The organism is Anoxybacillus sp. J5B_2022, assembly GCF_026847645.1.
Lineage (GTDB): Bacteria > Bacillota > Bacilli > Bacillales > Anoxybacillaceae > Anoxybacteroides.
In genome coordinates this window covers 1-21,796 of sequence record NZ_JAPSMC010000048.1, presented here as the reverse complement: position 1 = coordinate 21,796, position 21,796 = coordinate 1, and the positions used below count along the sequence as shown (strand labels likewise).

28 protein-coding genes are annotated in these 21,796 nt (G+C 44.2%); 11 read left to right on the top strand and 17 right to left on the bottom strand.

Going from position 1 to position 21,796, the window contains the following annotated elements; translation table 11 throughout:
• Positions 1-84 precede the first annotated feature (84 nt).
• The 5 genes from M4I42_RS12660 to M4I42_RS12640 are packed head-to-tail and all read right to left on the bottom strand — an operon-like array spanning position 85 to position 3,266.
• On the bottom strand, positions 85-795 hold the full coding sequence (locus M4I42_RS12660; RefSeq protein WP_268852493.1) for a YwiC-like family protein: 711 nt from the start codon (positions 793-795) through the stop codon (positions 85-87).
• A 20-nt stretch (positions 796-815) separates the two neighbouring features.
• Entirely contained in the window at positions 816-1,046 is a 231-nt protein-coding gene (gene moaD / locus M4I42_RS12655; RefSeq protein WP_268852492.1) for a molybdopterin converting factor subunit 1, read from the bottom strand.
• The gene (locus M4I42_RS12650; RefSeq protein ID WP_268852491.1) at positions 1,043-1,513 is read right to left on the bottom strand and encodes a molybdenum cofactor biosynthesis protein MoaE; all 471 of its coding nucleotides are present in this window, start codon (positions 1,511-1,513) and stop codon (positions 1,043-1,045) included. Before M4I42_RS12650 ends, moaD begins: the two co-directional genes overlap by 4 nt.
• A complete protein-coding gene (mobB, locus tag M4I42_RS12645) occupies positions 1,510-2,010 on the bottom strand; it encodes a molybdopterin-guanine dinucleotide biosynthesis protein B (protein WP_268852490.1) in 501 nt (166 codons plus the stop codon). The genes M4I42_RS12650 and mobB overlap by 4 nt, the downstream gene beginning before the upstream one ends.
• Positions 2,007-3,266, bottom strand: coding sequence for a molybdopterin molybdotransferase MoeA (locus tag M4I42_RS12640; RefSeq protein WP_268852489.1), 1,260 nt, complete (start codon positions 3,264-3,266; stop codon positions 2,007-2,009). The genes mobB and M4I42_RS12640 overlap by 4 nt, the downstream gene beginning before the upstream one ends.
• A gap of 215 nt (positions 3,267-3,481) precedes the next feature.
• On the opposite strand from M4I42_RS12640, the gene ric reads away from it, so the two are divergent.
• Positions 3,482-4,177, top strand: coding sequence for an iron-sulfur cluster repair di-iron protein (gene ric / locus M4I42_RS12635; RefSeq protein WP_268852488.1), 696 nt, complete (start codon positions 3,482-3,484; stop codon positions 4,175-4,177).
• 99 nt (positions 4,178-4,276) lie between these two features.
• On the opposite strand, the gene moaA is transcribed toward ric, so the two are convergent.
• Complete coding sequence (moaA, locus tag M4I42_RS12630; RefSeq protein WP_328284623.1) at positions 4,277-5,299, bottom strand: GTP 3',8-cyclase MoaA; 1,023 nt, start codon at positions 5,297-5,299, stop codon at positions 4,277-4,279.
• A 314-nt stretch (positions 5,300-5,613) separates the two neighbouring features.
• Between moaA and M4I42_RS12625 the strand changes: the two genes are divergently transcribed.
• A complete protein-coding gene (locus tag M4I42_RS12625; protein WP_268852487.1) occupies positions 5,614-6,324 on the top strand; it encodes a Crp/Fnr family transcriptional regulator in 711 nt (236 codons plus the stop codon).
• A 49-nt stretch (positions 6,325-6,373) separates the two neighbouring features.
• On the opposite strand, the gene M4I42_RS12620 is transcribed toward M4I42_RS12625, so the two are convergent.
• The 8 genes from M4I42_RS12620 to M4I42_RS12585 form a co-directional block, all read right to left on the bottom strand.
• Complete coding sequence (locus M4I42_RS12620; protein ID WP_268852486.1) at positions 6,374-7,420, bottom strand: sulfate/molybdate ABC transporter ATP-binding protein; 1,047 nt, start codon at positions 7,418-7,420, stop codon at positions 6,374-6,376.
• Entirely contained in the window at positions 7,401-8,099 is a 699-nt protein-coding gene (gene modB / locus M4I42_RS12615; RefSeq protein WP_268852485.1) for a molybdate ABC transporter permease subunit, read from the bottom strand. The genes M4I42_RS12620 and modB overlap by 20 nt, the downstream gene beginning before the upstream one ends.
• 2 nt (positions 8,100-8,101) lie before the next feature.
• On the bottom strand, positions 8,102-8,860 hold the full coding sequence (modA, locus tag M4I42_RS12610) for a molybdate ABC transporter substrate-binding protein (protein ID WP_268852484.1): 759 nt from the start codon (positions 8,858-8,860) through the stop codon (positions 8,102-8,104).
• A gap of 66 nt (positions 8,861-8,926) precedes the next feature.
• The gene (locus M4I42_RS12605; protein WP_268852483.1) at positions 8,927-10,237 is read right to left on the bottom strand and encodes a NarK family nitrate/nitrite MFS transporter; all 1,311 of its coding nucleotides are present in this window, start codon (positions 10,235-10,237) and stop codon (positions 8,927-8,929) included.
• A gap of 109 nt (positions 10,238-10,346) precedes the next feature.
• On the bottom strand, positions 10,347-11,519 hold the full coding sequence (locus M4I42_RS12600; RefSeq protein WP_268852482.1) for a nitrate/nitrite transporter: 1,173 nt from the start codon (positions 11,517-11,519) through the stop codon (positions 10,347-10,349).
• Between the two features lie 198 nt (positions 11,520-11,717).
• On the bottom strand, positions 11,718-12,821 hold the full coding sequence (locus tag M4I42_RS12595) for a TIGR04053 family radical SAM/SPASM domain-containing protein (protein WP_268852481.1): 1,104 nt from the start codon (positions 12,819-12,821) through the stop codon (positions 11,718-11,720).
• 60 nt (positions 12,822-12,881) lie between these two features.
• Positions 12,882-13,499 carry a molybdenum cofactor guanylyltransferase gene (locus M4I42_RS12590; protein WP_268852480.1) on the bottom strand — a complete coding sequence of 206 codons (618 nt, stop codon included), beginning with the start codon at positions 13,497-13,499 and terminating at the stop codon, positions 12,882-12,884.
• A gap of 69 nt (positions 13,500-13,568) precedes the next feature.
• The gene (locus tag M4I42_RS12585; RefSeq protein WP_183184666.1) at positions 13,569-13,802 is read right to left on the bottom strand and encodes a DUF2249 domain-containing protein; all 234 of its coding nucleotides are present in this window, start codon (positions 13,800-13,802) and stop codon (positions 13,569-13,571) included.
• 126 nt (positions 13,803-13,928) lie between these two features.
• Here M4I42_RS12585 and M4I42_RS12580 point away from each other — a divergent pair, with 126 nt between their 5' ends.
• Positions 13,929-14,072, top strand: coding sequence for a hypothetical protein (locus M4I42_RS12580; RefSeq protein WP_268852479.1), 144 nt, complete (start codon positions 13,929-13,931; stop codon positions 14,070-14,072).
• Between the two features lie 75 nt (positions 14,073-14,147).
• Here M4I42_RS12580 and M4I42_RS12575 read toward each other — a convergent pair whose 3' ends face one another.
• A complete protein-coding gene (locus M4I42_RS12575; RefSeq protein ID WP_268852478.1) occupies positions 14,148-16,508 on the bottom strand; it encodes a nitric-oxide reductase large subunit in 2,361 nt (786 codons plus the stop codon).
• 190 nt (positions 16,509-16,698) lie between these two features.
• On the opposite strand from M4I42_RS12575, the gene M4I42_RS12570 reads away from it, so the two are divergent.
• The 5 genes from M4I42_RS12570 to M4I42_RS12550 all read left to right on the top strand — a co-directional run bounded on the left by M4I42_RS12570 (position 16,699) and on the right by M4I42_RS12550 (position 19,479).
• Positions 16,699-17,391 (top strand): Crp/Fnr family transcriptional regulator, encoded by a 693-nt coding sequence (locus M4I42_RS12570; protein ID WP_268852477.1) that lies wholly within the window; start codon positions 16,699-16,701, stop codon positions 17,389-17,391.
• Positions 17,392-17,469: 78 nt separating this feature from the next.
• A complete protein-coding gene (locus M4I42_RS12565) occupies positions 17,470-17,700 on the top strand; it encodes a DUF2249 domain-containing protein (protein WP_268852476.1) in 231 nt (76 codons plus the stop codon).
• Positions 17,701-17,705: 5 nt separating this feature from the next.
• Complete coding sequence (locus M4I42_RS12560; RefSeq protein WP_003397432.1) at positions 17,706-17,915, top strand: DUF2249 domain-containing protein; 210 nt, start codon at positions 17,706-17,708, stop codon at positions 17,913-17,915.
• A complete protein-coding gene (locus M4I42_RS12555; protein ID WP_268852475.1) occupies positions 17,912-19,165 on the top strand; it encodes a hypothetical protein in 1,254 nt (417 codons plus the stop codon). The genes M4I42_RS12560 and M4I42_RS12555 overlap by 4 nt, the downstream gene beginning before the upstream one ends.
• A 14-nt stretch (positions 19,166-19,179) precedes the next feature.
• Positions 19,180-19,479, top strand: coding sequence for a metal-sulfur cluster assembly factor (locus tag M4I42_RS12550; protein ID WP_268852474.1), 300 nt, complete (start codon positions 19,180-19,182; stop codon positions 19,477-19,479).
• Between the two features lie 30 nt (positions 19,480-19,509).
• Here M4I42_RS12550 and yjfP read toward each other — a convergent pair whose 3' ends face one another.
• Positions 19,510-20,271: an esterase gene (yjfP, locus tag M4I42_RS12545; protein WP_268852473.1), complete on the bottom strand. Its 762-nt coding sequence runs from the start codon at positions 20,269-20,271 to the stop codon at positions 19,510-19,512.
• A 126-nt stretch (positions 20,272-20,397) separates the two neighbouring features.
• Between yjfP and M4I42_RS12540 the strand changes: the two genes are divergently transcribed.
• From M4I42_RS12540 to M4I42_RS12530, 3 genes are all read left to right on the top strand, one after another.
• A complete protein-coding gene (locus M4I42_RS12540) occupies positions 20,398-21,204 on the top strand; it encodes a Cof-type HAD-IIB family hydrolase (protein ID WP_268852472.1) in 807 nt (268 codons plus the stop codon).
• 86 nt (positions 21,205-21,290) lie between these two features.
• A complete protein-coding gene (locus M4I42_RS12535) occupies positions 21,291-21,443 on the top strand; it encodes a hypothetical protein (RefSeq protein WP_268852471.1) in 153 nt (50 codons plus the stop codon).
• A 2-nt stretch (positions 21,444-21,445) separates the two neighbouring features.
• The gene (locus M4I42_RS12530; protein WP_268852470.1) at positions 21,446-21,640 is read left to right on the top strand and encodes a DUF3813 domain-containing protein; all 195 of its coding nucleotides are present in this window, start codon (positions 21,446-21,448) and stop codon (positions 21,638-21,640) included.
• A 27-nt stretch (positions 21,641-21,667) separates the two neighbouring features.
• Here M4I42_RS12530 and M4I42_RS17170 read toward each other — a convergent pair whose 3' ends face one another.
• Positions 21,668-21,784 (bottom strand): hypothetical protein, encoded by a 117-nt coding sequence (locus tag M4I42_RS17170; protein ID WP_442864110.1) that lies wholly within the window; start codon positions 21,782-21,784, stop codon positions 21,668-21,670.
• Between the last annotated feature and the right edge of the window lie 12 nt (positions 21,785-21,796).

The window sequence follows — 21,796 nt, the reverse complement described above, 5'->3', positions numbered from 1 at the left end:
ACGAAATGAAATCGATTGCGAAGATTGTCCGCCGGAGATATGTAGCATCGATTAAAAAAGACGTTCAGCGAATGAACGTCTTTTTTATGCAAGAAACAGGAGCATCGCTAGACCAAAATAAACCGCGTTAGCGATTTCTAAAACGCCCACTTTCATCGTCGATATCGATTTCCCGTATAAGTACAAAGCCCGAATGACACTCGGCACGTAGGCGAGCGCAAACAGCTGATATCCAGCTATGATTAATCCAACTATTAATAGTAGATGGTATCCCCATGAAACCCATTTATACATAGGATTTTTCTTTTCCCGAATCATCGTTTTCACATAAAAGGTGCTTCCGATAAAAAAGAAAAAACAAAACATATACAATTCCCATGCTTGCATCGTTAATGTACCGCGGCTGATATAAAAGCTCGCCAAACCGCCTATACAAAAAGAAGCGATGGCGGCTACGTCATTAAGCAACGCCCGCTCATCTTTCTTTTTCGCAAAATAAAGATTCACGAAAAAGAACGGAACCATGGCAAGACCGAAATAGACAAGTTTCCATTGAAAAAAGAGCGGAATGGCAAGCATGATCATAGCGCCCGAAAAATAGCGGTAAAACCAGCGCATATACTCGCCTTTTCGCTTCGTTTTTACCGTCATTAAAAACGGATATGCCGCTAAATATAAACCTAGCCATCCAAGAAATAATGGAAGATGAAGCCAAGAAATGCCTCCTGCATAGGCTCCTAACATAAACGGAATGATCAACATTGCCCAAGCGCCATGCTGTTTTGGAACGAGCATGCTCTCCCCCTCCTTTCGTTTCATCCCCCGCTTACCGGCGGAATGAATGCGATCGTATCACCCGGCTGGAGCAGCTGGCCTTCTTGCGCATACTCTTCGTTTACCGCTACCATCACATGCTGCAAATCGAGGCCGTAATTTGTTTCAAGCTGCTGCTTTAACTGTTTGACGGTGATCGGTGTATACTCCATTTTGATTTGTTCATTTCCGACCGCTTCTTTTAAATAGGAGAAAAAAAGTAACGTAATCATGCCAAGTCCTCTCCTTCCGGCTTTCCTGTCGGATACGCCTTTGTTTCGAGCTGATTTCCGACCCATTCTGTTCCGTCTTCCCAATGTTCTTTTTTCCAAATCGGGACAATTTGCTTAATGCGCTCAATCGCATATTGATTCGCTTCATAAGCATCTTTTCGGTGCGGAGTGGAGACAGCGATCACAACGGCTATATCCGAAATGTCGAGCCTGCCGATTCGATGGGTAATCGCTACTTTCGCTTCTGGCCATCGTTCACTAATTTCATTTCCAATTTGTTCCAAAATTTTTTCCGCCATCGAAACGTATGCTTCATATTGTAAAAACAACGTTCGCTTCCCGTTTGTAAACTCCCGCACCGTTCCGATGAAAGTCGTCACCGCTCCTGCTTCAGGGCGAATGACCTTTTGCACGACTTCTTCAATCGAAATCGGCTTGTCCGTAATCGTGAATAATGATGTGCTCATACGGTTTTTTTCACCTCATTCATTAGCCATTGTAAGTATTTCACTTCATCGCCAATCGCAAAAACGGGATATGGCAGCGGCGAAACCGGCTCCCAAGAAATGACCGCCGCAATATTTTCCAAGTTACAAAGCTGCCGCCAATCGGAAGCGTTCCGAATCATGACGATTTTTCGATATCGATCATATTTGTATCCTTCAACAATTACAAAATCAAGGGATAAAGAGGAATAAATGTGTAAAATTTGTGGCAATGTCCATTCGCGCTGAAAGGCATACAATTGCAATAAGCCGCTTCCTTCTACGGACGCAACAAGTGCTCCCGCTGCCTGATGGCGGCTCGAATCGTTGGCAGCGTGCGCGATGTCCGGATAACCGCCATGCCCATGGTGTTTCACCGTCCCGACTTTATATCCTTCTGCAGTTGCTCGTCTTACCCATTTTTCCACTAATGTAGTTTTTCCGCTATTTTTGTAGCCGACGACTTGCCAAACGTTCATTTTGCGCTTCCTTCTTCGTTTTCTAATAGCCATACATCGACAAGATCACCTTTGGCAAAACCGCGCGTTCCTCCCGGTAATACCATCAATGCGTTTGCTTTCGCTAAGGATGTGACGATATTCGATTTATCCATCCCGACCGGCGAAACGTATAGCTGTCCTTCTTTTGCAGTTACATAGCTTCTGACAAAGCGCGTAAACGGATTCGGCTTTGGAAAATCTGCTAGCAGCGTCGCTTTTGTTTTGGATAAGTATGGCTTAGATGAATATAACATCGTCCGAATCACAGGACGGACGAACAGTTCATATCCGACATAGCAAGCAGAAGGATTTCCTGATAATCCGAATAACAATTTTCCGTCAATTTGTGCTACAGTTGTGACGCTTCCTGGGCGCATAGCGATTTTGTTAAATAATACTTCCGCGCCGAGACGTTCATAAATGACTGGCAAATAGTCATAATCGCCGACAGAAACGCCGCCTGTCGTGATAAGGATATCAACCTCATTCAAAGCCTTTTCAATCGCCGCAAAACATTGGTCGGCATCGTCGACTAATTTGCCAAAATAGACAGGAGTCGCGCCATTACGAATCGCTTGGGCCTGAATCATATAAGCGTTACTGTTGCGTATTTTCCCCGGAACGAGCGGCTCCGAAACATCCAACAGTTCGCTTCCTGTCGCAAAAATTCCGATGGTCGGTCTTTTCGCCACTTTTACTTTGGCGTACCCAAATGTCGCTAACAGCGCTTGCACGCCCGGATTAATGAACGTTCCTTTTTCGACCAACACTTCACCTTTTTTCGTGTCTTCCCCTTGAAACGAAATATTATCCCCCGGACGGAACGAACGCTTAATCGACATATATGTTTTCCCGTCTCGTTCGTATTCGTTTGTGACTTCAAACATCACGACAGCATCGCAACCGTTCGGAATTTGCGCTCCTGTCATAATGCGCACCGCTTGAAATGGCCCGACTTCTTTTGTTGCTACTTGTCCCGCTCCGATTGTTTCGATGACTTCAAATTCAACCGGATGATCGAGACTTGCGGCAGCAGAATCAGCGGCCCGAATCGCAAAGCCGTCATACGGAGAGCGGTTAAACGGCGGAACATCATGATCGGCCCGAAGATCTTCTGCCAAATATCTTCCATATGCTTCTTCAAGCGCAACGGTTTCCGCTTCCCCTCCTTTGGCAAACTTCATCACTTTTCGAATTGCTTCCGTTACCGGAATCGGCGTTCTTTTTTCAACCACAATGAATCCCTCGCTCACATTTCAGTTTATCGTTATGTATATTGTACCGAAAAATAAACGAAAAGAGTTGTGACGTCTGTCACATTTTCATGCTCCTAAAACTACTATGACGTTTTTTTAAATTTGTTCAAATGTGTGATGTGCATCACGACTTTCATCAAAAAAAGGCGATATGCTTACATTGTAAACGTAAAAAGAAAATGGAGGGTTTGAACATGGAAAAAATGTTTACAGCGCAATCGACTGTCGGCGAAATCGTCGCGATTTTTCCTAAAGCAAGCGATTTGTTTAAAACGTATAAAATTGATTTTTGTTGCGGAGGAAACCGCACACTCGCCGAAGCATTAGCTGAGAAAAAATTTCCAGTCGAAGACATTTTACAACAATTGCAAACGATGTACCAACAATCGCTTCAAAAAGTTGAAAAAAACTGGCTTGAAGCATCGTATACAGAGCTGATCGACCACATTATCCAAAAACATCACCGTTTTTTAATGGAAGAATTGCCACAGCTTAGTCCGTATGTCACAAAAGTATTGCACGTTCACGGGGCAGAACACCCACATTTAGTCAAAGTGCACAAGCTGTTCAACGATTTAAAAACAGAATTAGAACAGCATTTAATAAAAGAAGAAACAAAAGCGTTTCCGCTCATTATCCAATTTGAACAACATCCGACAGAAGAAAACGAACAAGCAATGAAACAAGTCATTGGTGAACTTGTAGCCGAACATGATACAGCGGGAGATCTCATCAAAGAGATTCGCGAAATCACCAACGACTTCACACCTCCTGCTGATGCGTGCGGAACGTACCGGCTTGTGTACAATCGGCTTGAAGCGCTGGAATCCGATTTATTTGAGCATATCCATTTAGAAAATAACATTTTATTTCCGAATGTTCTTTCGTAAAAAAGCTGACGCAAAAAGTTGCTTGGTCGTAAACTTTGCGTTACTATTCTGTGCATATATTGCAGTAGAAAAGGATGTCCCGTCACTGACATCCTTTTTTTATCCGCCAATATACGACATTTCAATTTTTTTCCGCATTTTCGCTGTTTGTTCCGTCCGCTCATCGGAATAGCGATCCGTTCTTTTTTTCCACGTATCGATCACCAGCTGTTTCAGCGCCGCCTTATCCGCTCCTTGCCGCAACAATTGCTTTAACGAAACCCCTTCCGTCGCAAACAGGCACGTATAAAGCGTTCCATTTGCTGAAATTCGCGCCCTTGTGCAGCTTTGGCAAAACGACTCCGTCACGGACGAAATAAATCCAACTTCAGTATTCGTGCCGACGTACCGATACCGGCTCGCCACTTCGCCAAAATACGCTTTCTCTACCGGCTCTAACGGGTGAATCGCGCGAATCGCTTCATATATTTCTTTTTTCGTGACGACTTGCGATAAATCCCACGCATTCGACGTCCCGACATCCATAAACTCAATAAACCGTAACGCAATTCCTTCCTTCTTAAAATGCTTCGCCATCGGCACAATTTGCGAATCGTTCCAGCCTTTTTTGACAACCATATTCACTTTGACAACAAGCCCTGCCTCTTTCGCTGCCGCGATTCCGTTTAAAATCGGCTGAACGCCAACACCGACGCCGTTCATTTTTTTAAACACTTCATCATCGAGCGCATCTAAGCTCACATTCACCCGCTGCAACCCCGCCTCTTTTAACTTCCGAGCCATTTTTACTAAATGAACACCGTTCGTTGTTAGCGCAATATCTCGTATTCCGTGAATCGCTGCCAATCGCTCAATAAACGACGGCAATCCTTTCCTTAACAACGGCTCACCGCCAGTAATTCGAATCTTTTCGACCCCTAACTCCGCAAAAACTTCCGCAACAAGCACCATCTCATCTAACGTCAGCAATTCCTCTTCGTTCAAAAAGCGAAAATTAGGGCCAAAAATTTCCGCCGGCATACAATAGACGCAGCGAAAATTGCATTGGTCGGTTACAGAAATGCGCAAATCGCGCAACGGACGATTCCATTTGTCAACGACAACCGGCTTTATTTGGCTCATAGCGCATCCTCTTTTCAACGTAATTTCTCTATAATAAACGGCTATTCTACTCAACACTATACTATTACTATATGAAACGCCACATCATGACGCTGTGACATCGCTCACACTGCAAAAAAACAGTATTAAAAGTAAGTATACCATACTTATCACAAAAACGATGCACCGAAATCTAAATCGGAATTTGTGACAGCATCGTGACATTTTTGATCGTTTACATGTAAAGTGTGAGATCCGTCACATCTCCGTCAAACCGTTGTTTTTACAATGATAATACAGAAAACATTCCATCAACTATCACCGGGGTGAAAGAGATGTCTGCACTTCAAGCATTTGAAGAAAAGAAACGGTTTGTTCATTTAAAAGAATTGCTTCGTTCAGCGAACCACATCCAAAAAATTAAAAAAGGAACGTTTTTATTCCAAGAAGGAATGGTCGCTAACGAACTATATTTAATTCTTTCTGGCAAAATTCAAACAGGTAAAATTTGTCAAGATGGAAAAGAAATGTGCTTTCGCATTTGCAGCGCCGGAGAAATTATCGGAGAACTAACACTGTTTACGAGCGAGCCGAAATATTTATTGACGGCAAAAGTGATCGAAGACGGCGAAGTCGCTGTGATCAAAAAAGATTATCTCGAAGAGCAGCTGCTTCTTAATCCAACGCTCACATTTGAATATATGCAATGGCTCAGCAATTACGCTCGCCGTACGCAAACAAAATTTCACGATCTCATTTTGCGCGGCAAAAAAGGCGCGCTTTATTCGACGCTCATCCGCATGTGCAACAGTTACGGCGTTCGCTTAAAAAACGGAAGCATTCTCATCGACTTACCGCTAAAAAATCAAGATTTAGCCAATTTCTGTGGAACAACAAGAGAAAGCGTCAACCGCATGTTAAACTCGTTAAAGCAAAAAGGCGTGATCTCCATCGCTAAAGGAAAAATTACGATTCACGATCTCGACTATTTGAAAAAGGAAGTTCAATGCGAAAATTGCCCAGTGGAAATTTGTCGCATTGAATAAGAGTTCACTCCCCCTCTCATCAGCCGAGCAAAGTGGGGGAGTTTCTTTTTTATCCTTGTAAAAAAAATAAGTACTCAGGCGGGAGATATAGCTTTTTCTTGCGTGCAAGCAGCGAATCCCAGTCTTTTTTGACAACCGTCGCTTGCAATTGAAAATATTTTGTCTTAATCGTTACATCGACATGATTCATTCGCGCTCGAGTTTGAACGATTTCATAGTCAAACGTATTCAAAGAGCCTTCTTCTATAAACGATACATCTTCTGCATGAATGCTAACAAAACGCGGAGAGAACGGGATTTTGGCGCCTTTGATAAATAGCTCAGCCCCGTGGACAAAGGCTACCACCTCATTACCACGCCGCTCAATCTTCGTGACAGGAAGAAAATTTTCGTAACCGATCATGCGGGCAGCCGTCACATTCACAGGACGCGCCAAAACTTCTTCCTTCGCTCCTGACTGGATCACTTCCCCTTCGTGATACATAATGAGATGGTCGCATAAACGGTCAGCCTCTTCGATATTATGGGTCACCAACAGCGCAATGCCAGTAAAATGTTCTTTAATAAACGAGATTAATTGCTGTTCTAGTGCTTGCTTCATGTACGGGTCGACAGCCGAGAGCGGCTCGTCTAGCAATAGCACGTCTGGTTCTGTAATAAGCGCCCGCGCTAAAGCGACACGCTGCTGTTGTCCGCCAGACAATTCCGCCGGATAGCGGCTGCCGTATTGTTGCATCTCGACTTTTTCCAACATTTCTGCCACTTTTTCCTCGATTTCCGCTTTCGGTTTCCCTTTCAACCCAAACGCGATATTTTGTTTGACGGTTAAATGCGGAAAGAGCGCATAGTTTTGAAACATATAGCCGATTTTCCGTTCTTTCGATTTCACGTTCACTCGTTGCGCCGCATCAAAAAAAGGGCGGCCATTCAGCACGATCGAGCCTTCATCTGGCGTTTCTAACCCAGCGAGGCATTGCAATGTCAAACTTTTCCCGCACCCGGACGGGCCTAAAATGCCGGTGATTCCCTTTTCTGCTGTAAACGCAACATCTAGCATAAAATGAGGAAACGCTTTTTTAATGTTTACGTGCAACATGCGATCCATCCCCTCGAATCATCCGCTTCTCGACGCGTTTCATCATATACAACAGCGACACGGACACGGCCGTCATGATCATGACAAGCGCATTCGCTAACCGATGGTTGCCAGCAAGCAATGCATCGTAAATCGCCACCGGCATCGTCAACGTTTCGTTCGGAATGTTTCCGGCGACCATTAACGTTGCGCCGAAGTCGCCGAGCGCCCGTGCAAATACAAGCATTAGCCCAGACGCTACGCCGCGCCAAGAAAGCGGAAGAATGATAACCAAAAAAATATTCCAGTCTGAGCGACCTAATACTTTGGCGGCACGGATCAAATTAGGATCAATACTGGCAAAAGCAGCGCGCGCCGATTTAATTAAAAACGGCACAGCTACTACAAATGCGGCGATCACCGCCCCTAGCGGCGTAAACACAAGCGTCGTTCCGAACGTTTCCTCAACAAATTTTCCGATCGGGCTTTGCCGTCCAAGCAAAACGAGCAAATAATACCCGAGTACCGTCGGTGGTAAAATAACCGGCAATGTCGTCAACGCATCGACGAAGTCAGCGATTTTTCCGCGCGAACGGCTTAAATAGTAAGCGAGCGGTATGCCAATCACGGCAGCAAGCCCCGTCGCCGCTACCGCTACTTTTAACGATAAAAAGAGCGGAAATAAATTGAGCGGTTCCACAATCATTTCTCCTTCGGAATCGAAAATCCGTATTTCTTCATAATTTCCCGACCTTCCGAACTGTTTAAAAAGGCGACAAACTGCTTCGCTGCTTCTCGATGTTTCGTTGCTTTCATTACCGCAACCGCTTGCTGAATTGGCTCATGCATCGCTTCATTAATAAGCTGAAAATGGAAGCTACGGGACGTCTTTACGAGCGAAAGTGCCACAATGCCAGCTTCCGCATTTCCCGATTCCACATAAGCAAGCGTATCGGCAATATTTTTGCCGTACACGATTTTCGGTTTGACTTGTTCCCAAATCCCTGCTTTTTGCAACGCTTGTTTTGCTGCTACCCCGTACGGAGCATGGTCAGGGTTGGCAATCGCGATTTTCTTTATGTCGTCCTTTAATAAATCGTTCAGCGTCTGGACGGCTCCTTTTGTTTTCGTCGCGATGACAATACGACCTAACGCGTAGACATGGACAGTTTCCGGCACAACTAGCTTTTCTTTCGTCAGTTTTTCAATCGCTTGAACGTTAGCGGCGGCGAACACGTCAAACGGCGCACCGTTTTCGATTTGTTCCGCCAGCTGTCCGGTCGAACCGAACGAAAAAACGACCGGCGTCCCCGTCTTCGCTTCAAACCGCTTTCCGATTTCTTGAAAGGCAAGCGTTAAATCAGCAGCCGCTGCAACTTTCAACGTGGACGGTTCGTTTTTTGCACCGCATCCACTCATCAGCAAACTCAAAAGCATGATAAAAATAATTCCTTTTCGCAAGCTATTTCCCCCTCTGCCGCCGTTCGAAAAAAAGGGAATATCTTTTTAAGATATTCCCTTCTCTTCTTAACATTTCACTTCCGCATTCTTTCTAGCATAATAGTACCAGTTTAAAATGAAAGATACAACATAAAATGCAATGAAGAAATAAAATGCCGTAATTGGTGTTCCAGTGTTTTGTGCCGCCCATCCGAACAATTTCGGAATAAAGAACGAGCCGTACGCCGCAAACGCTGCGGTAAATCCAAGCACTGGTGCTGCTTCCTTCGGCGGGAAGATAATCGGGATCATTTGGAACGTCGAACCTGAACCCGCACCTGCTGCGATAAACAAAATTAAGAACGAAATTAAGAAGCCAACAAATTGTTTTTCTAACGTAAAGTACATAACAGCGGCTGCGCCAAGTCCCATTGTAATGATGACGTATGTTGTCACGCGTGCGCCGCCAAGTTTGTCAGACAACCATCCACCGACCGGACGAGCGGCTGCTGCTAAAAAGGCACCTAAAAAGGCGAGCGATACATGTTCAGGAAACTGTGATTTTAACAAAAGTGGGAACGCTGCTGCGTAGCCGATAAACGAACCGAATGTGGCGATATATAACCACGTCATAATCCACGTATGTTTCCGTTTGACGATGACAAACTGTTCGGCTACCGACTGTTTCGCGTTCGGAAGATTATCCATTCCAAAATAAGCGATAATTGTGAATACAACGATTGGAATGACCCAAATAAAGGCTGCGTTTTGTAACCATATTTTTGTTCCATCGGCCAATACTTGCGCTTCGCCGCCGATTGCCCCAAACACACCTGCTGTGACAATGAGCGGAGTAACGAACTGAACGACCGATACCCCCATATTACCTAATCCGCCGTTAATGCCAAGCGCTGTTCCCTTTTCTTTTTTCGGATAAAAGAAGCTAATGTTCGCAAGCGCAGATGAGAAGTTTCCTCCACCAAGACCGCAAAGCGCAGCAAGCAACAGCATCACCCAATATGGAGTATCCGGATTTTGCACAGCCATTCCTACTCCGATCGCCGGAATGAGCAAAATTCCTGTCGAAAACACCGTCCAGTTTCTGCCGCCAAACGTACCAACAGCAAACGTATATACGAAACGAAGCGTCGCTCCAACGAGCCCTGGCACTGCTGCCAATGTGAATAATTGGCTTTGTGTAAAATGGAAACCAATATCGTTTAAGCGCGCAGCGACAACGGACCAAATTTGCCAAACGATAAAGGCAAGCATTAATGTCGGAACGGAAATCCAAAGGTTACGTCTTGCATGTCGTTTCCCTTCCTTTTCCCAAAACACCGGATCTTCCGGGTTCCAGTACGAACCGATTCTCCCTTTTTTCTTTGTTGTTTCACTCATCCTTCGTCTCTCCTTTATTATTTTAAAATCATTCCTTTGTTTTCATCATAGAAAACATGAAAAGAAAAGAATGTAACATTCATCACAAAATATCATTGTTCAAATAATGTTAAAAATTTAACTTCTTTTTCAAATGATTCATAAACAAGACAGCGACTAGCATTGTTGCTGCCACCCACCAAAATCCGTACGAATACGAATTTGTCCATTGCTTAAACATACCTAAAATGTTCGGTAAAAAGAATCCACCTAACCCGCCGGCCGCTCCAACAAATCCCGTGAGCAAACCGACTTCTTTCGGGAAAACGTTCGGGATGACTTGGAATAGCGCCCCGTTTGCTGTTCCGAAAAAGATGAGCGTTACGAATAAAAGCGCTAACGCAACGTATACTGGCGGAAGGAAGCCAACAATCGTTAACGTGATTGTCGCCCCGATAAACAACCAAACGAGCAACTTCATACCCCCGTATTTATCCGCTAAGTAGCCACCGATCGGACGGACAAAGCTTCCAGCAAATACAACAAGTGTCACAAAATCCCCTGCGGTTACTTTGCTAACGCCGTATTGATCAAAAAAGAATAGCGTTAAGTAGCTCGTCATGCCGACAAACCCGCCAAACGATAAGCTGTAAAAAAAGCTAAACAGCCACGTTTCTTTCATTTTAACAACGCGCGCATATTCCGATACTTTCGTTGGTTTTACCGCTGTCGGGCAGTCTTTCGCAAAAAGGATAAAGACAATGAGTGCGACTAACAGCGGAATAAGCGCTAAGCCAAATACACTATTCCAACCATACGTTTCCGCAATGCGTGGACCGAACAACATTGCCAATACGGTACCGCTGTTGCCGGCTCCAGCAATTCCCATCGCCAAACCTTGGTGTTCTTTCGGATACCAGCGGCTTGCTAACGGCAACGCAACAGCGAAACTCGCCCCTGCTATTCCTAATAAAAGACCGAGTGCATAAATTTGCGGCAAACTATCTGCCAACAGCCAGCCCCAAAGAAGCGGAACCATCGTTAACAACATGCCGATAATACCAATTCTTTTTCCACCGAAGCGGTCGGCTAACAATCCCATCGGAATACGAAGAAGCGCTCCACCTAATACCGGAATTCCGACCATCATCCCTTTTTGCGCAGGGGTCAATCCTAAATCTTCCACAATAAACGTTCCTGTTGCCCCCAAAATGACCCATATCATAAAACTAACGTCAAAATAGAAGAAAGATGAAAGCAATGTTGGCAAATGCCCAACTTTTAAAAATTCTTTTAACCTCATATCCCTTTCTCCTCCTCTTCAACAACCCTAGGCGTTGTTGTCACCATCATCATACGGAATTCAGGAAAGAAAATTTGTGAAGTTTATCACAGTTTTTCGCACTGTCACACATTTGTTAAAAAAATGTGATGTCCGTCACTAATAACGGTGTGAGCGAAAAATGGAGGAATTATGAAAAAAACTGACCCACGATTCGAGTCAGTTTTTTCGTAATGCTTTTGGAATATAAATGCAGAACGGCTCACTTTCTAAATAGTCGCCTGTGACCGCATACGCCCGTGAGCGCGAACCGCCGCAAACGTAGCGAAACTCACAGACGCCGCACTTTCCTTTATATTTGTCTGGATTGCGCAAGTCTTGAAAAATCGGCGAGTTGCGATAAATTTCCGCGAGCGGCGTTTCTCGCACGTCCCCTGCTTTTACCGGCAACAAACCGCTCGGGTAGACATCGCCAATATGGGAAATAAAAACGAACCCGTTGCCGTCGTTTACCCCTTTTGGAGCGCGCCCAAGCCCGTCGACTTGGCCAGTGAGCCCTTTCATGAGCACATTTTCATAGCGAATTTCCCCATTTGTTTGTTTCTGTTCCCGCATTTTTTGCTGCAGCACGACACGGCGGTAATGTTGTCCCGCCGTTGTTTTAATGTCAAACGGCACACGTTTGCTCGTTTCATATAGCCAGTGGAACACTTTTTCATGTTCTACTGGCGAAATCATGTCCGTTTCTTTTCCCCGCCCCGTCGGCACAAGGAAAAAGACGCTCCAAAGTACGCAACCGAGTTTTTCGACAAGTGCTGCCATTTCATCCAACACATGAACATTATAGCGGGAGATCACCGTATTAATTTGTATCGGAATTTCGAGTTCATGCAAATATTGAATCGCTTTCATCGTTAAATCGAACGAGCCGCTCGTTCCGCGAAAATGGTCGTGAATTTCAGCCGTCGGCCCGTCCAAGCTAAACGCCCAGCGCGCTAAGCCCACTTCTTTCGCTTTACGAATCGCCTCTTTTGTCACATTTGGCGTTGCGCTTGGCGTCATCGAAACGCGCAATCCTTTATCAATCGCATATTTCGCGATATCGTATACATCTGGACGCATTAACGGGTCACCGCCCGTAAACACAAGAAGCGGCTGATCCATTTCGTAAATCTCGTCGATCAGTTTTTTCCCTTCTTCAAATGTCAACTCGCGCGGGTCGCGATGATATTGCGCCTCCGCCCGGCAATGAAGGCATTTTAACTGACAGGCTCTCGTCAGCTCCCAAATCACGATAAATGGATTTTGTTGAAAGTCTCGCACAGCTTCCCCCTCCTTGTTCCCATTGTAAATCATCAAGGGAGAAGAGGCGTGTGATGTTCATCACAACTCTTTTTCTGTCACAATATCGCCACATTCTGTTGCGTAGTTCATGTTGCGAAAAACGCGTGGCTCTTCGGAAAAGTCCGTTTCATTTACATAGCGAACGCGACGTTTTTCTAGCAATAAAAACATCCGGTTATTTCCCGCCATCAACAGTTGTTCCATATCGGCAACCACTCGACGATGGTATGCGCCAACAAGCGGTTGAACGCGCCCAAAATGAGCAGAAACAACGATATCGAACGAATCATCGATACAGGAAACCATTTTTTCAACCGTCCGGTCTGTTATGTACGGCATATCGCACGGAAGGACAAATACCCAGTCCGCCTCCGTTTGCTTCATGACAGTATAAATGCCAGCAAGCGGGCCTTGGCCGCGGTATTTTTCGTCATCGACAATCACTTTTTCGCTTGCTTCTTGTTGAAAGCGTGCCACAAGCGTCGGATGGCTGACAATATATAGTTCTTCGACAGATGGGCGCAACGCTTCAACCGCGCGTTGAAAAAAATACACGCCATTTTGCTTTGCAAACGCCTTCGGGCTGCCAAAACGGCGTGATTCTCCCCCTGCCAAAATCGCCCCAGCCATTCGGAACACCGCAATCACCTCGTCCATTTTTGTTTCACTTTACCATGTCAAACGAAAAAAGAAAAGGTTCCCGTTGAATCGGGAACCGACTTACTTTTATTTTTTTCCAATAGCAACACGCCAGACGTCTGGACCTTCTTCTAAATATTCCCACGTGAACTGTCCTTCTCGCTCCATCATAAATTGGTAATGAAGCGGACGCGGGTCATGGTCGTTCGTTAACTCCATCACTTCTCCCGATTTTAAGCTGTCAAATAAACGAAAAATCGCCGGATGTCTATCTTTCGGTTCATATGCAGGTGCATAAATTTTTGCAGCAAATTGGCTCATAAAACGAACCTCCTTTATAGTATAATGATCTATATACACATCATAGCGACCAGATGTCGTCCATGAAGTGACAGGCGTCACAGTCCGTTATGAAAAATCTCAATACGTTTGAAAGGGGAATAGCCCTTGGAAGAGTTCGTCGGCTTTTGTGCAAAGTGCGGCAAACCGATTCATTGTTTATCCGGTTTTTTAAACGGTGTCATTAGCGGCGAAAAAGAAACGTTGTATTGCTTTGAGTGTTATGAGAAAAAAGACATAAAAAAACATTAGCGAAGGAGGACCCCGAATCCTCTTTTTTTAAACAAAATTGTCCTAAGAGCAACCACTCTTAGGACAATTTTGTTTTTACTCCACTTCTTTCGCTAGATCCGGAACTGGTAGCGCTTGTTCTTCTTGATGGGTCGGTTTGCGCAAATGGAACAACGCTTTGACGCTAAAGACCATAAGCGTAATGACCCCTACTAAGAAAATCGTGTCTGGAACCGAACGAAGCGTAAGTAAGTTTTGCACAATATCTTGTTTTAGAAACTCTGGCGAACGCGATGCCCAATACCCGTGCAAGAACGCTTCTTTCAATTGCATAATGCCAATCGGCAACAATGTCACCACAATCATTCCGGCAAGCCCGATGTTTAACATCCAGCATGCAAATTTCAACCATTTGTCGTTCCACGCTTCTGGTTTGACGATGTTGCGGAGCGAATAAAGCAATACGGCAATACCGAACATCCCGTACACGCCCATCATCGCGCCGTGGCCGTGCGCCGGCGTTAAAAATTGTCCGTGTTCAAAATAGCTGACGGCTGGCAAGTTAATTAAGAAACCGAGCACCCCTGCACCGACTAAGTTCCAAATCGCTGTCGAAATTAAAAACCAGAACGTCGCTTTATACGGGAATTCAACTCCACCATCGCGCATCATTTTGTATTGCTCATACGCTTCAAGGACAAGCAACGTAAGCGGAATCACCTCAAGTGCGGAGAAGACGGCACCAAGCCCGATCCATACTTCTGCCGAACCGTTGTAGTAATAATGGTGACCAATTCCGATAACGCCGCTGCCAAGCAAAATAATGAATTGGAAATAAAGCGCGCGAACGGTTGATTTTTTCGTTACTAATTTCATTTGTACTAACAAGAAGCCGATGACGACAACGGCAAATACTTCAAAAATTCCTTCTACCCATAAGTGAATAATCCACCATCTCCAGAAATCGGCCATCGTAAAGTTCGTATCTGGATTAATAAAGAACGCGAACACGTAAAAGAACGGAACGGCGATTGCTGAGTAGAATAGCAAGTGGATTAGCCCGCCTTTATCGCTCTCGCGTTTCAATCCGCTCTTAATTCCACGGTACACAATAAACAACCAAATCAACATGCCGACAACTAAGACAATTTGCCAAATCCGACCTAATTCAATATATTCCCAACCTTGGTTACCAAGCAAGAACCAATTGTTTCCTAAATATCCGTTGACACCGAGCCATTCACCGAGCATACTTCCACCGACGAGCACAACAAGCGCCCAGAACAGTACATCGACAAGCAGCCCTTGTTTTTTCGGCTCATAGCCACCGACAAGCGGTGCAATGAAAATCCCCATGCCTAGCCATGAAGTAGCAATCCAGAAAATCGCTAGTTGCAAATGATACCCTTTGGCAATATTAAATGGCAGTATATCATAAATCCATTTGATTCCAAAGAAGCTATCTGGTTCGACGTAATAGTGCGCCAATAGCGCCCCAAACATCGATTGAACGAAAAATAAAACCGAAACAACTGCAAAATATTTCCCTGTTTTTACTTGCGAAGCAGTTAACGGCTGTTTGCGTAAATCAATAACAGGGAATTGACCGTCTTTATACGCCTCTTGCATGCTAAGTTGATAGCGGTGTTGAATGAATAAAATAATCGCAACAAACAACACTAAAATCGTTGCACTTGCCCCGCTCCACCACATGGCAGAGAACGACATCGTATTTCCTGCGTCTTCATAATATGGCCAGTTGTTCGTATACGTAATCGTATCCCCGTTTCGCAACGTGCTTGATAGCCACGCTGTCCAGAAGAAAAAGTCAGCGATTTGTTTCGTTTGGTCACCATCCGCTACCCAAGCACGACCATTTTTGGGCATATGGCTTTCTTGGATAAGCCCTTTTTTCAATCCCCAGCCATCGCCGTTGGTAAATACGTTTTTGTAGTAATCACGTACTTTCTCTAATCCATACACTTGCGCATTGGTTAAAACGAGCACATCTGTTACAGGGTTATAACGATTTTTCTTCATTTCTTTAATGACTTTTTGGCGAACGATTTGTTGTTCCTCGCTCGATAGTTGTTTAAATGGCTTATGATACAATTCGTTTGCTTTATAGTCTTGCATTCCTTCCGTATACACTTTTAATGCTTGGGCAGTGTAGTCAGGTCCCATGTAAGAACCTTGCCCGAGAACCGTTCCATAATCCATCAACCCGTATTTTTGGAACACCGATTGACCGCCGATAATCGATTCTTTTGTCAATAACACTTCCCCGCTCTCGCTGCGGACTTCTTTCGGCCGCGGTGCCATTTCTTTAAAAATCCAATATCCGCCGACTAATAGAACGGTGAAACTGATTAAAATAGTAAAAATTAAGACAGACTTTAAAAAGCTGTTCTTTGTTGAACGAGCGACCGATGCGCGAACGTTCCGGTTTATTTCCATATCCCTCCACCTTCCTTTTCGTTTCTTTCGTTCTCATTGTAGCGCTGAAAAATGTTCCGTTATGTGAGATGTCGCAAACGTTCCCTATGATTTTCGTCACACGTTCACGAAAAGTTATGATTTATGTCACAGCTTCTCGATAGAAAACAACGTAAAATTTTGCTTAGAAATTCCATAAGGAGTGGATAATATGACGCATGATTGGATTAAAACAAGGTTGAAAAATGTCGCGCTTTTTCGGGAATTATCCGATCAAGAACTTGACTCAATCGTGAAAATTTCTCAAGTGCGTGTTTATAAACCGCGAACGTTCGTCTTTATGCAAGGAGAGCCGCTTGAACGTGTCTTTTTTATTCAATCAGGAACAGTAAAGATTTACAAAACGGATATTAACGGCAAAGAACAAATTGTGTCGATTTTGCAAACAGGGGAAATGTTTCCGCACGCCGGCTTTTTCCGCAGAGGCACTTATCCAGCCCATGCGGAAGTCATGGAAGAAGCAACGCTCATCGCCATCCCAATCGCTGAATTTGAACAAACGCTTATTTGCTATCCTGAATTGTGCATGAAACTATTTCGCGTTATGGGAGAAAAAATTATCGACTTGCAAAACCGCCTAGAAGAACAAATTCTCCATAATACGTACGAACAAATTATTTTGCTTTTATTGCGACTGACAAAAACAAATGCTGTCTTGCAAGGGCGATTCCATCGCTTAACGACGCATTTTACAAACCGCGAACTCGCCAATATGATTGGCACATCGCGCGAAACGATTAGTCGCACGCTCAGCCAATTGAAGCGAAAAGGACTGATCGATATCGATGACAATGGCTATTACTTAATTGATGCAGAAAAATTGGAAAAAGAGATTTTTTTATAATCTGTGACGCAGATCACAATACCCGCAAGTGAAAATCACTATCATAGAAAATGAAAAGATGATGAAAGGGTGAGAACGATGGGAAAAATCGTGGAGTTAGATGTTCGTGACGATTTGCAAAAAAAGTTGGAGCCGTTCCAAAAAATTATGAACGCTGTTCAACCGCTCGAAGCGGGTGATACGTTTATTTTACATGCACCGTTTAAACCTGTCCCGCTTTTTGCGGTCATGAAAGCGAAAGGATTTACGTACGAAGCAGAACAGCTCGACAAAAAACATTGGAAAGTGACGTTTGTCAAGCAGGGGTGAGAACGATGATATTAGATAATCGTGGATTAGAACCACCGCAACCGATGATGCGGACGCTTGCGGCATTAGAAACGCTTCCTAAAGGAGAAACGTTAACGATTATTAACGACCGCCGCCCGATGTTTTTATACGAACAGCTTGATGAACTTGGCTATCTTTATGAAACGAAAGAGCGCGAGGACGGGAGCTTTGAAATTACGATTACAAAGGGATGACGACAATGTTTCCTTCAACACAACAAACGTATGAAACAAATATTCGCCTGCCGTTTTCTTTTATTTTATTCGGCGTCGTTGCGTTCATCGCTTCCGAAGCAATTTTTCTTTCTGCAGGCACATCGCTCGTTCAAGGAGCGTTCCGTATTCCTAGCGTATGGGCAGCTATGCATTTAGCAGTGCTCGGTTGGGCGTTAATGGTCGCGATGGGCGCGATGTATCAGCTCGTTCCGGTCGCCTTTTTAACGCCAATTTGGAACGAAACGTTAGGATTTGTGCAATTTTTTGTCACCGCGCTTGGCATTTTAGCACTTTCGATTAGTTTCCTTTGGAAAATGGAGTTCGTGTTTTTCGCTGGTCTGTTGCTTGCGCTCGGGTTTGTTCTTTTTTTCATTCAAATGATCTTGACGCTTAAAAAACAGCCGACAAAAAATATAATGACGTTATTTGTCAGTACAGCGCTTTTTTGCTTGCTATTGACGGTTGTTTTAGGGATGGCGCTTTCGTTTCATTTTTTTAGCAGAAGCGAAATAGCAGACCATTTGCTTATGCTAAAGACACATCTATTATTAGGGCTTGCCGGATGGTTTACGCTACTTATTATCGGCTTTTCTTACAAAATGGTGCCGATGTTTTCGTTGGCACACGGATTTTCGATGACGCTTGCTCGCTATGTGTACGCTGTTTACGTCAGCGGACTCGCCGTTACCTTTTTCAGCTTTTTAACGAACAGTTCCGCGCTTTTTGTTGGCGGAATGGCACTTTTGTTGCTTGGGTTTGCACTATTTAGCTACCATATCGTAACGATTTTGCGAAAGCGGGTAAAGAAAAAATTAGATCGTCCGTTTTTGTTTGCACTTTTGGCGATCGCTATCGCTCTTTGTCTACACGGAATGGCTTTTCTTTTTGCGATTATAGGAAATACAGACAGCTTTGGCGTGATCATATATGGGTATCTCTTCGGTTGGATTATTTTAAGCATTATCGGCTATTTATATAAAATCGTCCCGTTTTTATGGTGGACGCATCGATATAGCCAAAAAATTGGAAAAGAAAACGTACCGACGTTAAAACAAATGATCAATGAAAAATGGACTGTTTTTGCCTGCGGGTTATTTTTCGTTAGCTTCGTCAGTGTCATCCTAGCGCTTGTTGTTTCTAACTTGCCGCTATTTTATATCGCGCAAGGCGGAATGGTTGCATTTTCCCTTTTGTTTGCGGGAGCAATCATCTCCGTATTGCGGAAATAAAGGAGGAAAAACAAATGGAATTAAAAGAAATGGTCATGGAGCAGCTTCGTACCGTATACGATCCAGAGCTAGGCATTAATGTCGTTGATTTAGGGCTAATTTATGATTTACGTATTGATGACGGGATTGTTTCCATTGTCATGACACTTACCACTCCAGGATGCCCGCTGCACGATTCCATTGTTGGTGGAGTCAAACGAGCGCTTATGCACATCGAAGGAATAAAAGATGTCGATGTGCAAATTACGTGGAATCCGCCATGGACGCCAGAGCGAATGAGCGAAGCCGCACTACGGCAACTAGGGCATATTTAAGAAAAGCGCAAGGCAAATGCCCTGCGCTTTTTATACGTGCTCGATAAACCATTGGACGGTTTCTAAAAATGCCTCCCGCGTCACTTTATGACCAGCCTCGTCGTCCGAAATGAATTTAAGTTTCTCGTTTGGATAAAGTGGTTTTATTTGATGGTAAAACTCATATGTATAGTGATAAGGGACGACTTGGTCACGCTCCCCATGCCACATCATAAGCGGACGACCACGTAATTTTTCCGGTTGTCTTGAAAGGTCGTACGGTGCTAAACGTTCGCGTTCTTTTTTCAGCTGTTCGTCTGACAATGGAATGGATAAACGCATTTGCTTTGCCAGTTCAATTTGTGCGTCAAAAAACGCTTCGTAGTTCGGGCTGCCCATTAACGAAACAGCCGCTTTAATCCAAGGGTATGTCGCAAGCGAGCCAAAGGTGACGATTCCCCCCATCGATGTGCCGGCAACGCCGATGCGATCTTCTTGAACAAGGTTTTGGTCGCACAATGCTTGTTTCAATTGTTCGACTTCATGAATCGTTTGCACGACGATGTTCCAAAATGCAAGTTGTAGTTTTTCGTTTGTCAACGATTGCTCGCGTTCGCCATGATAAATGGCATCTGGCAACACGACGCGATAGCCCGCTTCCGCCAATAAATACCCGAAATGAAGATTATGTTCTTTTGCGCTCGTAAAGCCGTGCACAAACATAATCAACGGCAGCTTTTCTTGCTGTTTTTCTGCCTTCACCACATGAAGCACCGGGATGCCAGCAATTTTTTCGTTTTGAATAATAACCATCCTGCGAAACCCCTTTTTTGTTAGTCTCTTCTCTAGTGTAACATGTAGACAAAAATTTTGGAAAAGAGTTACACTAAAAATGTCATTTTTGCCGTTCACAAAATAAATTTTGAATAAGGAGATAATATGGAACAGTATTTAATCGCATTGGATTTAGATGGGACGTTGTTAAAAGAGGATAAAACGATTTCTCCATTAACAAAGGAAGTGATTTTCCGTGCAAAAGAAGCCGGTCATCTTGTCGTCATCGCGACCGGTAGACCGTATCGTGCAAGCAAAATGTATTACGAAGAGCTAGAACTAACAACCCCTATGATTAATTTCAACGGCGCTTTTGTCCATCATCCAAAAGACGATGCATGGGGAATGTACCACTCTCCTCTCAGGCTCGAAACAGTAAAAGAAATTATTGAAGTAAGTGAAACATATCATGTCAAAAACATTTTGGCGGAAGTAATGGATGATGTGTATTTTCACGAACACGATGAAAAATTGCTTGATATAGTGAAGCTCGGCAATCCAAAAATTGAAATCGGTGACTTGCGGCAAGTGCTAAAAGCTGACCCGACGAGCGTCCTTATTCATAGCGATGAACAACATGCAGACGACATCCAGCATTATTTGTCTTCTGTGCATGCTAATGTGTTGCATCATCGCCGCTGGGCGGCGCCATGGCACATTATTGAGATCGTTCGCACCGGCGTTCATAAAGCGTTTGGGCTGCAGCGTGTGGCAGAATATTATCAAATCCCGCAACAACGCGTCATCGCTTTTGGCGATGAAGATAACGATTTAGAAATGATTGAATGGGCAGGATACGGCATTGCGATGGGGAACGCCATCGAGCCGTTAAAACAAGTGGCAAACGATGTGACAAAGACGAATGAAGAAGACGACATCGGTGTTTATTTAGAAGCGTTGTTAAAGTTGTAAGCAATTGCCTTACTAACGCTTCCTCGTTGTGGCCACAATAAAAGTGACGCCACGTTGCGTCTTCACTTTTTAAGGGGGAATGCGTCTTGGGCAAACGAAATAAATCGAAGCGATTCATTCAACAAAGCGTCGATACAATCGAAAAACACGATGAGCGAATTCCTTATCATATGACGTATGCAGAGGCAGAAGAACGGAAAGCAAGACAGGCGTTCGATATGTCGATTGGAGGCGAGTGACGATGGGCAATCGTCTATTCCAAGAAGCAAAAAAAGCAGTCATGCTGGCGAAACAAGCAGCGAACAAGCAAACAGATCATATGGACGAAGCAATCGCCATCGCCAAAAATGCCCTCTCCTCTGCTTACGCCCATTCCAACGTAGCCGAAAAAGCGCAACTGCGCCAACTGCAAGAGGAATTGAATCAGCTTAAATAGCGATGCGGAAAACCGCATCGCTTTTTGTTAATTTCCTACGATATCTGGATATTTATTCATAAACCGATAAATAATCACCGCTAAATCAGCTCGTGTTAACGAAGAAGATGGTTGGAACTCTTTCGACTTTGTTCCCGGCATAATTTTTAATTTGCT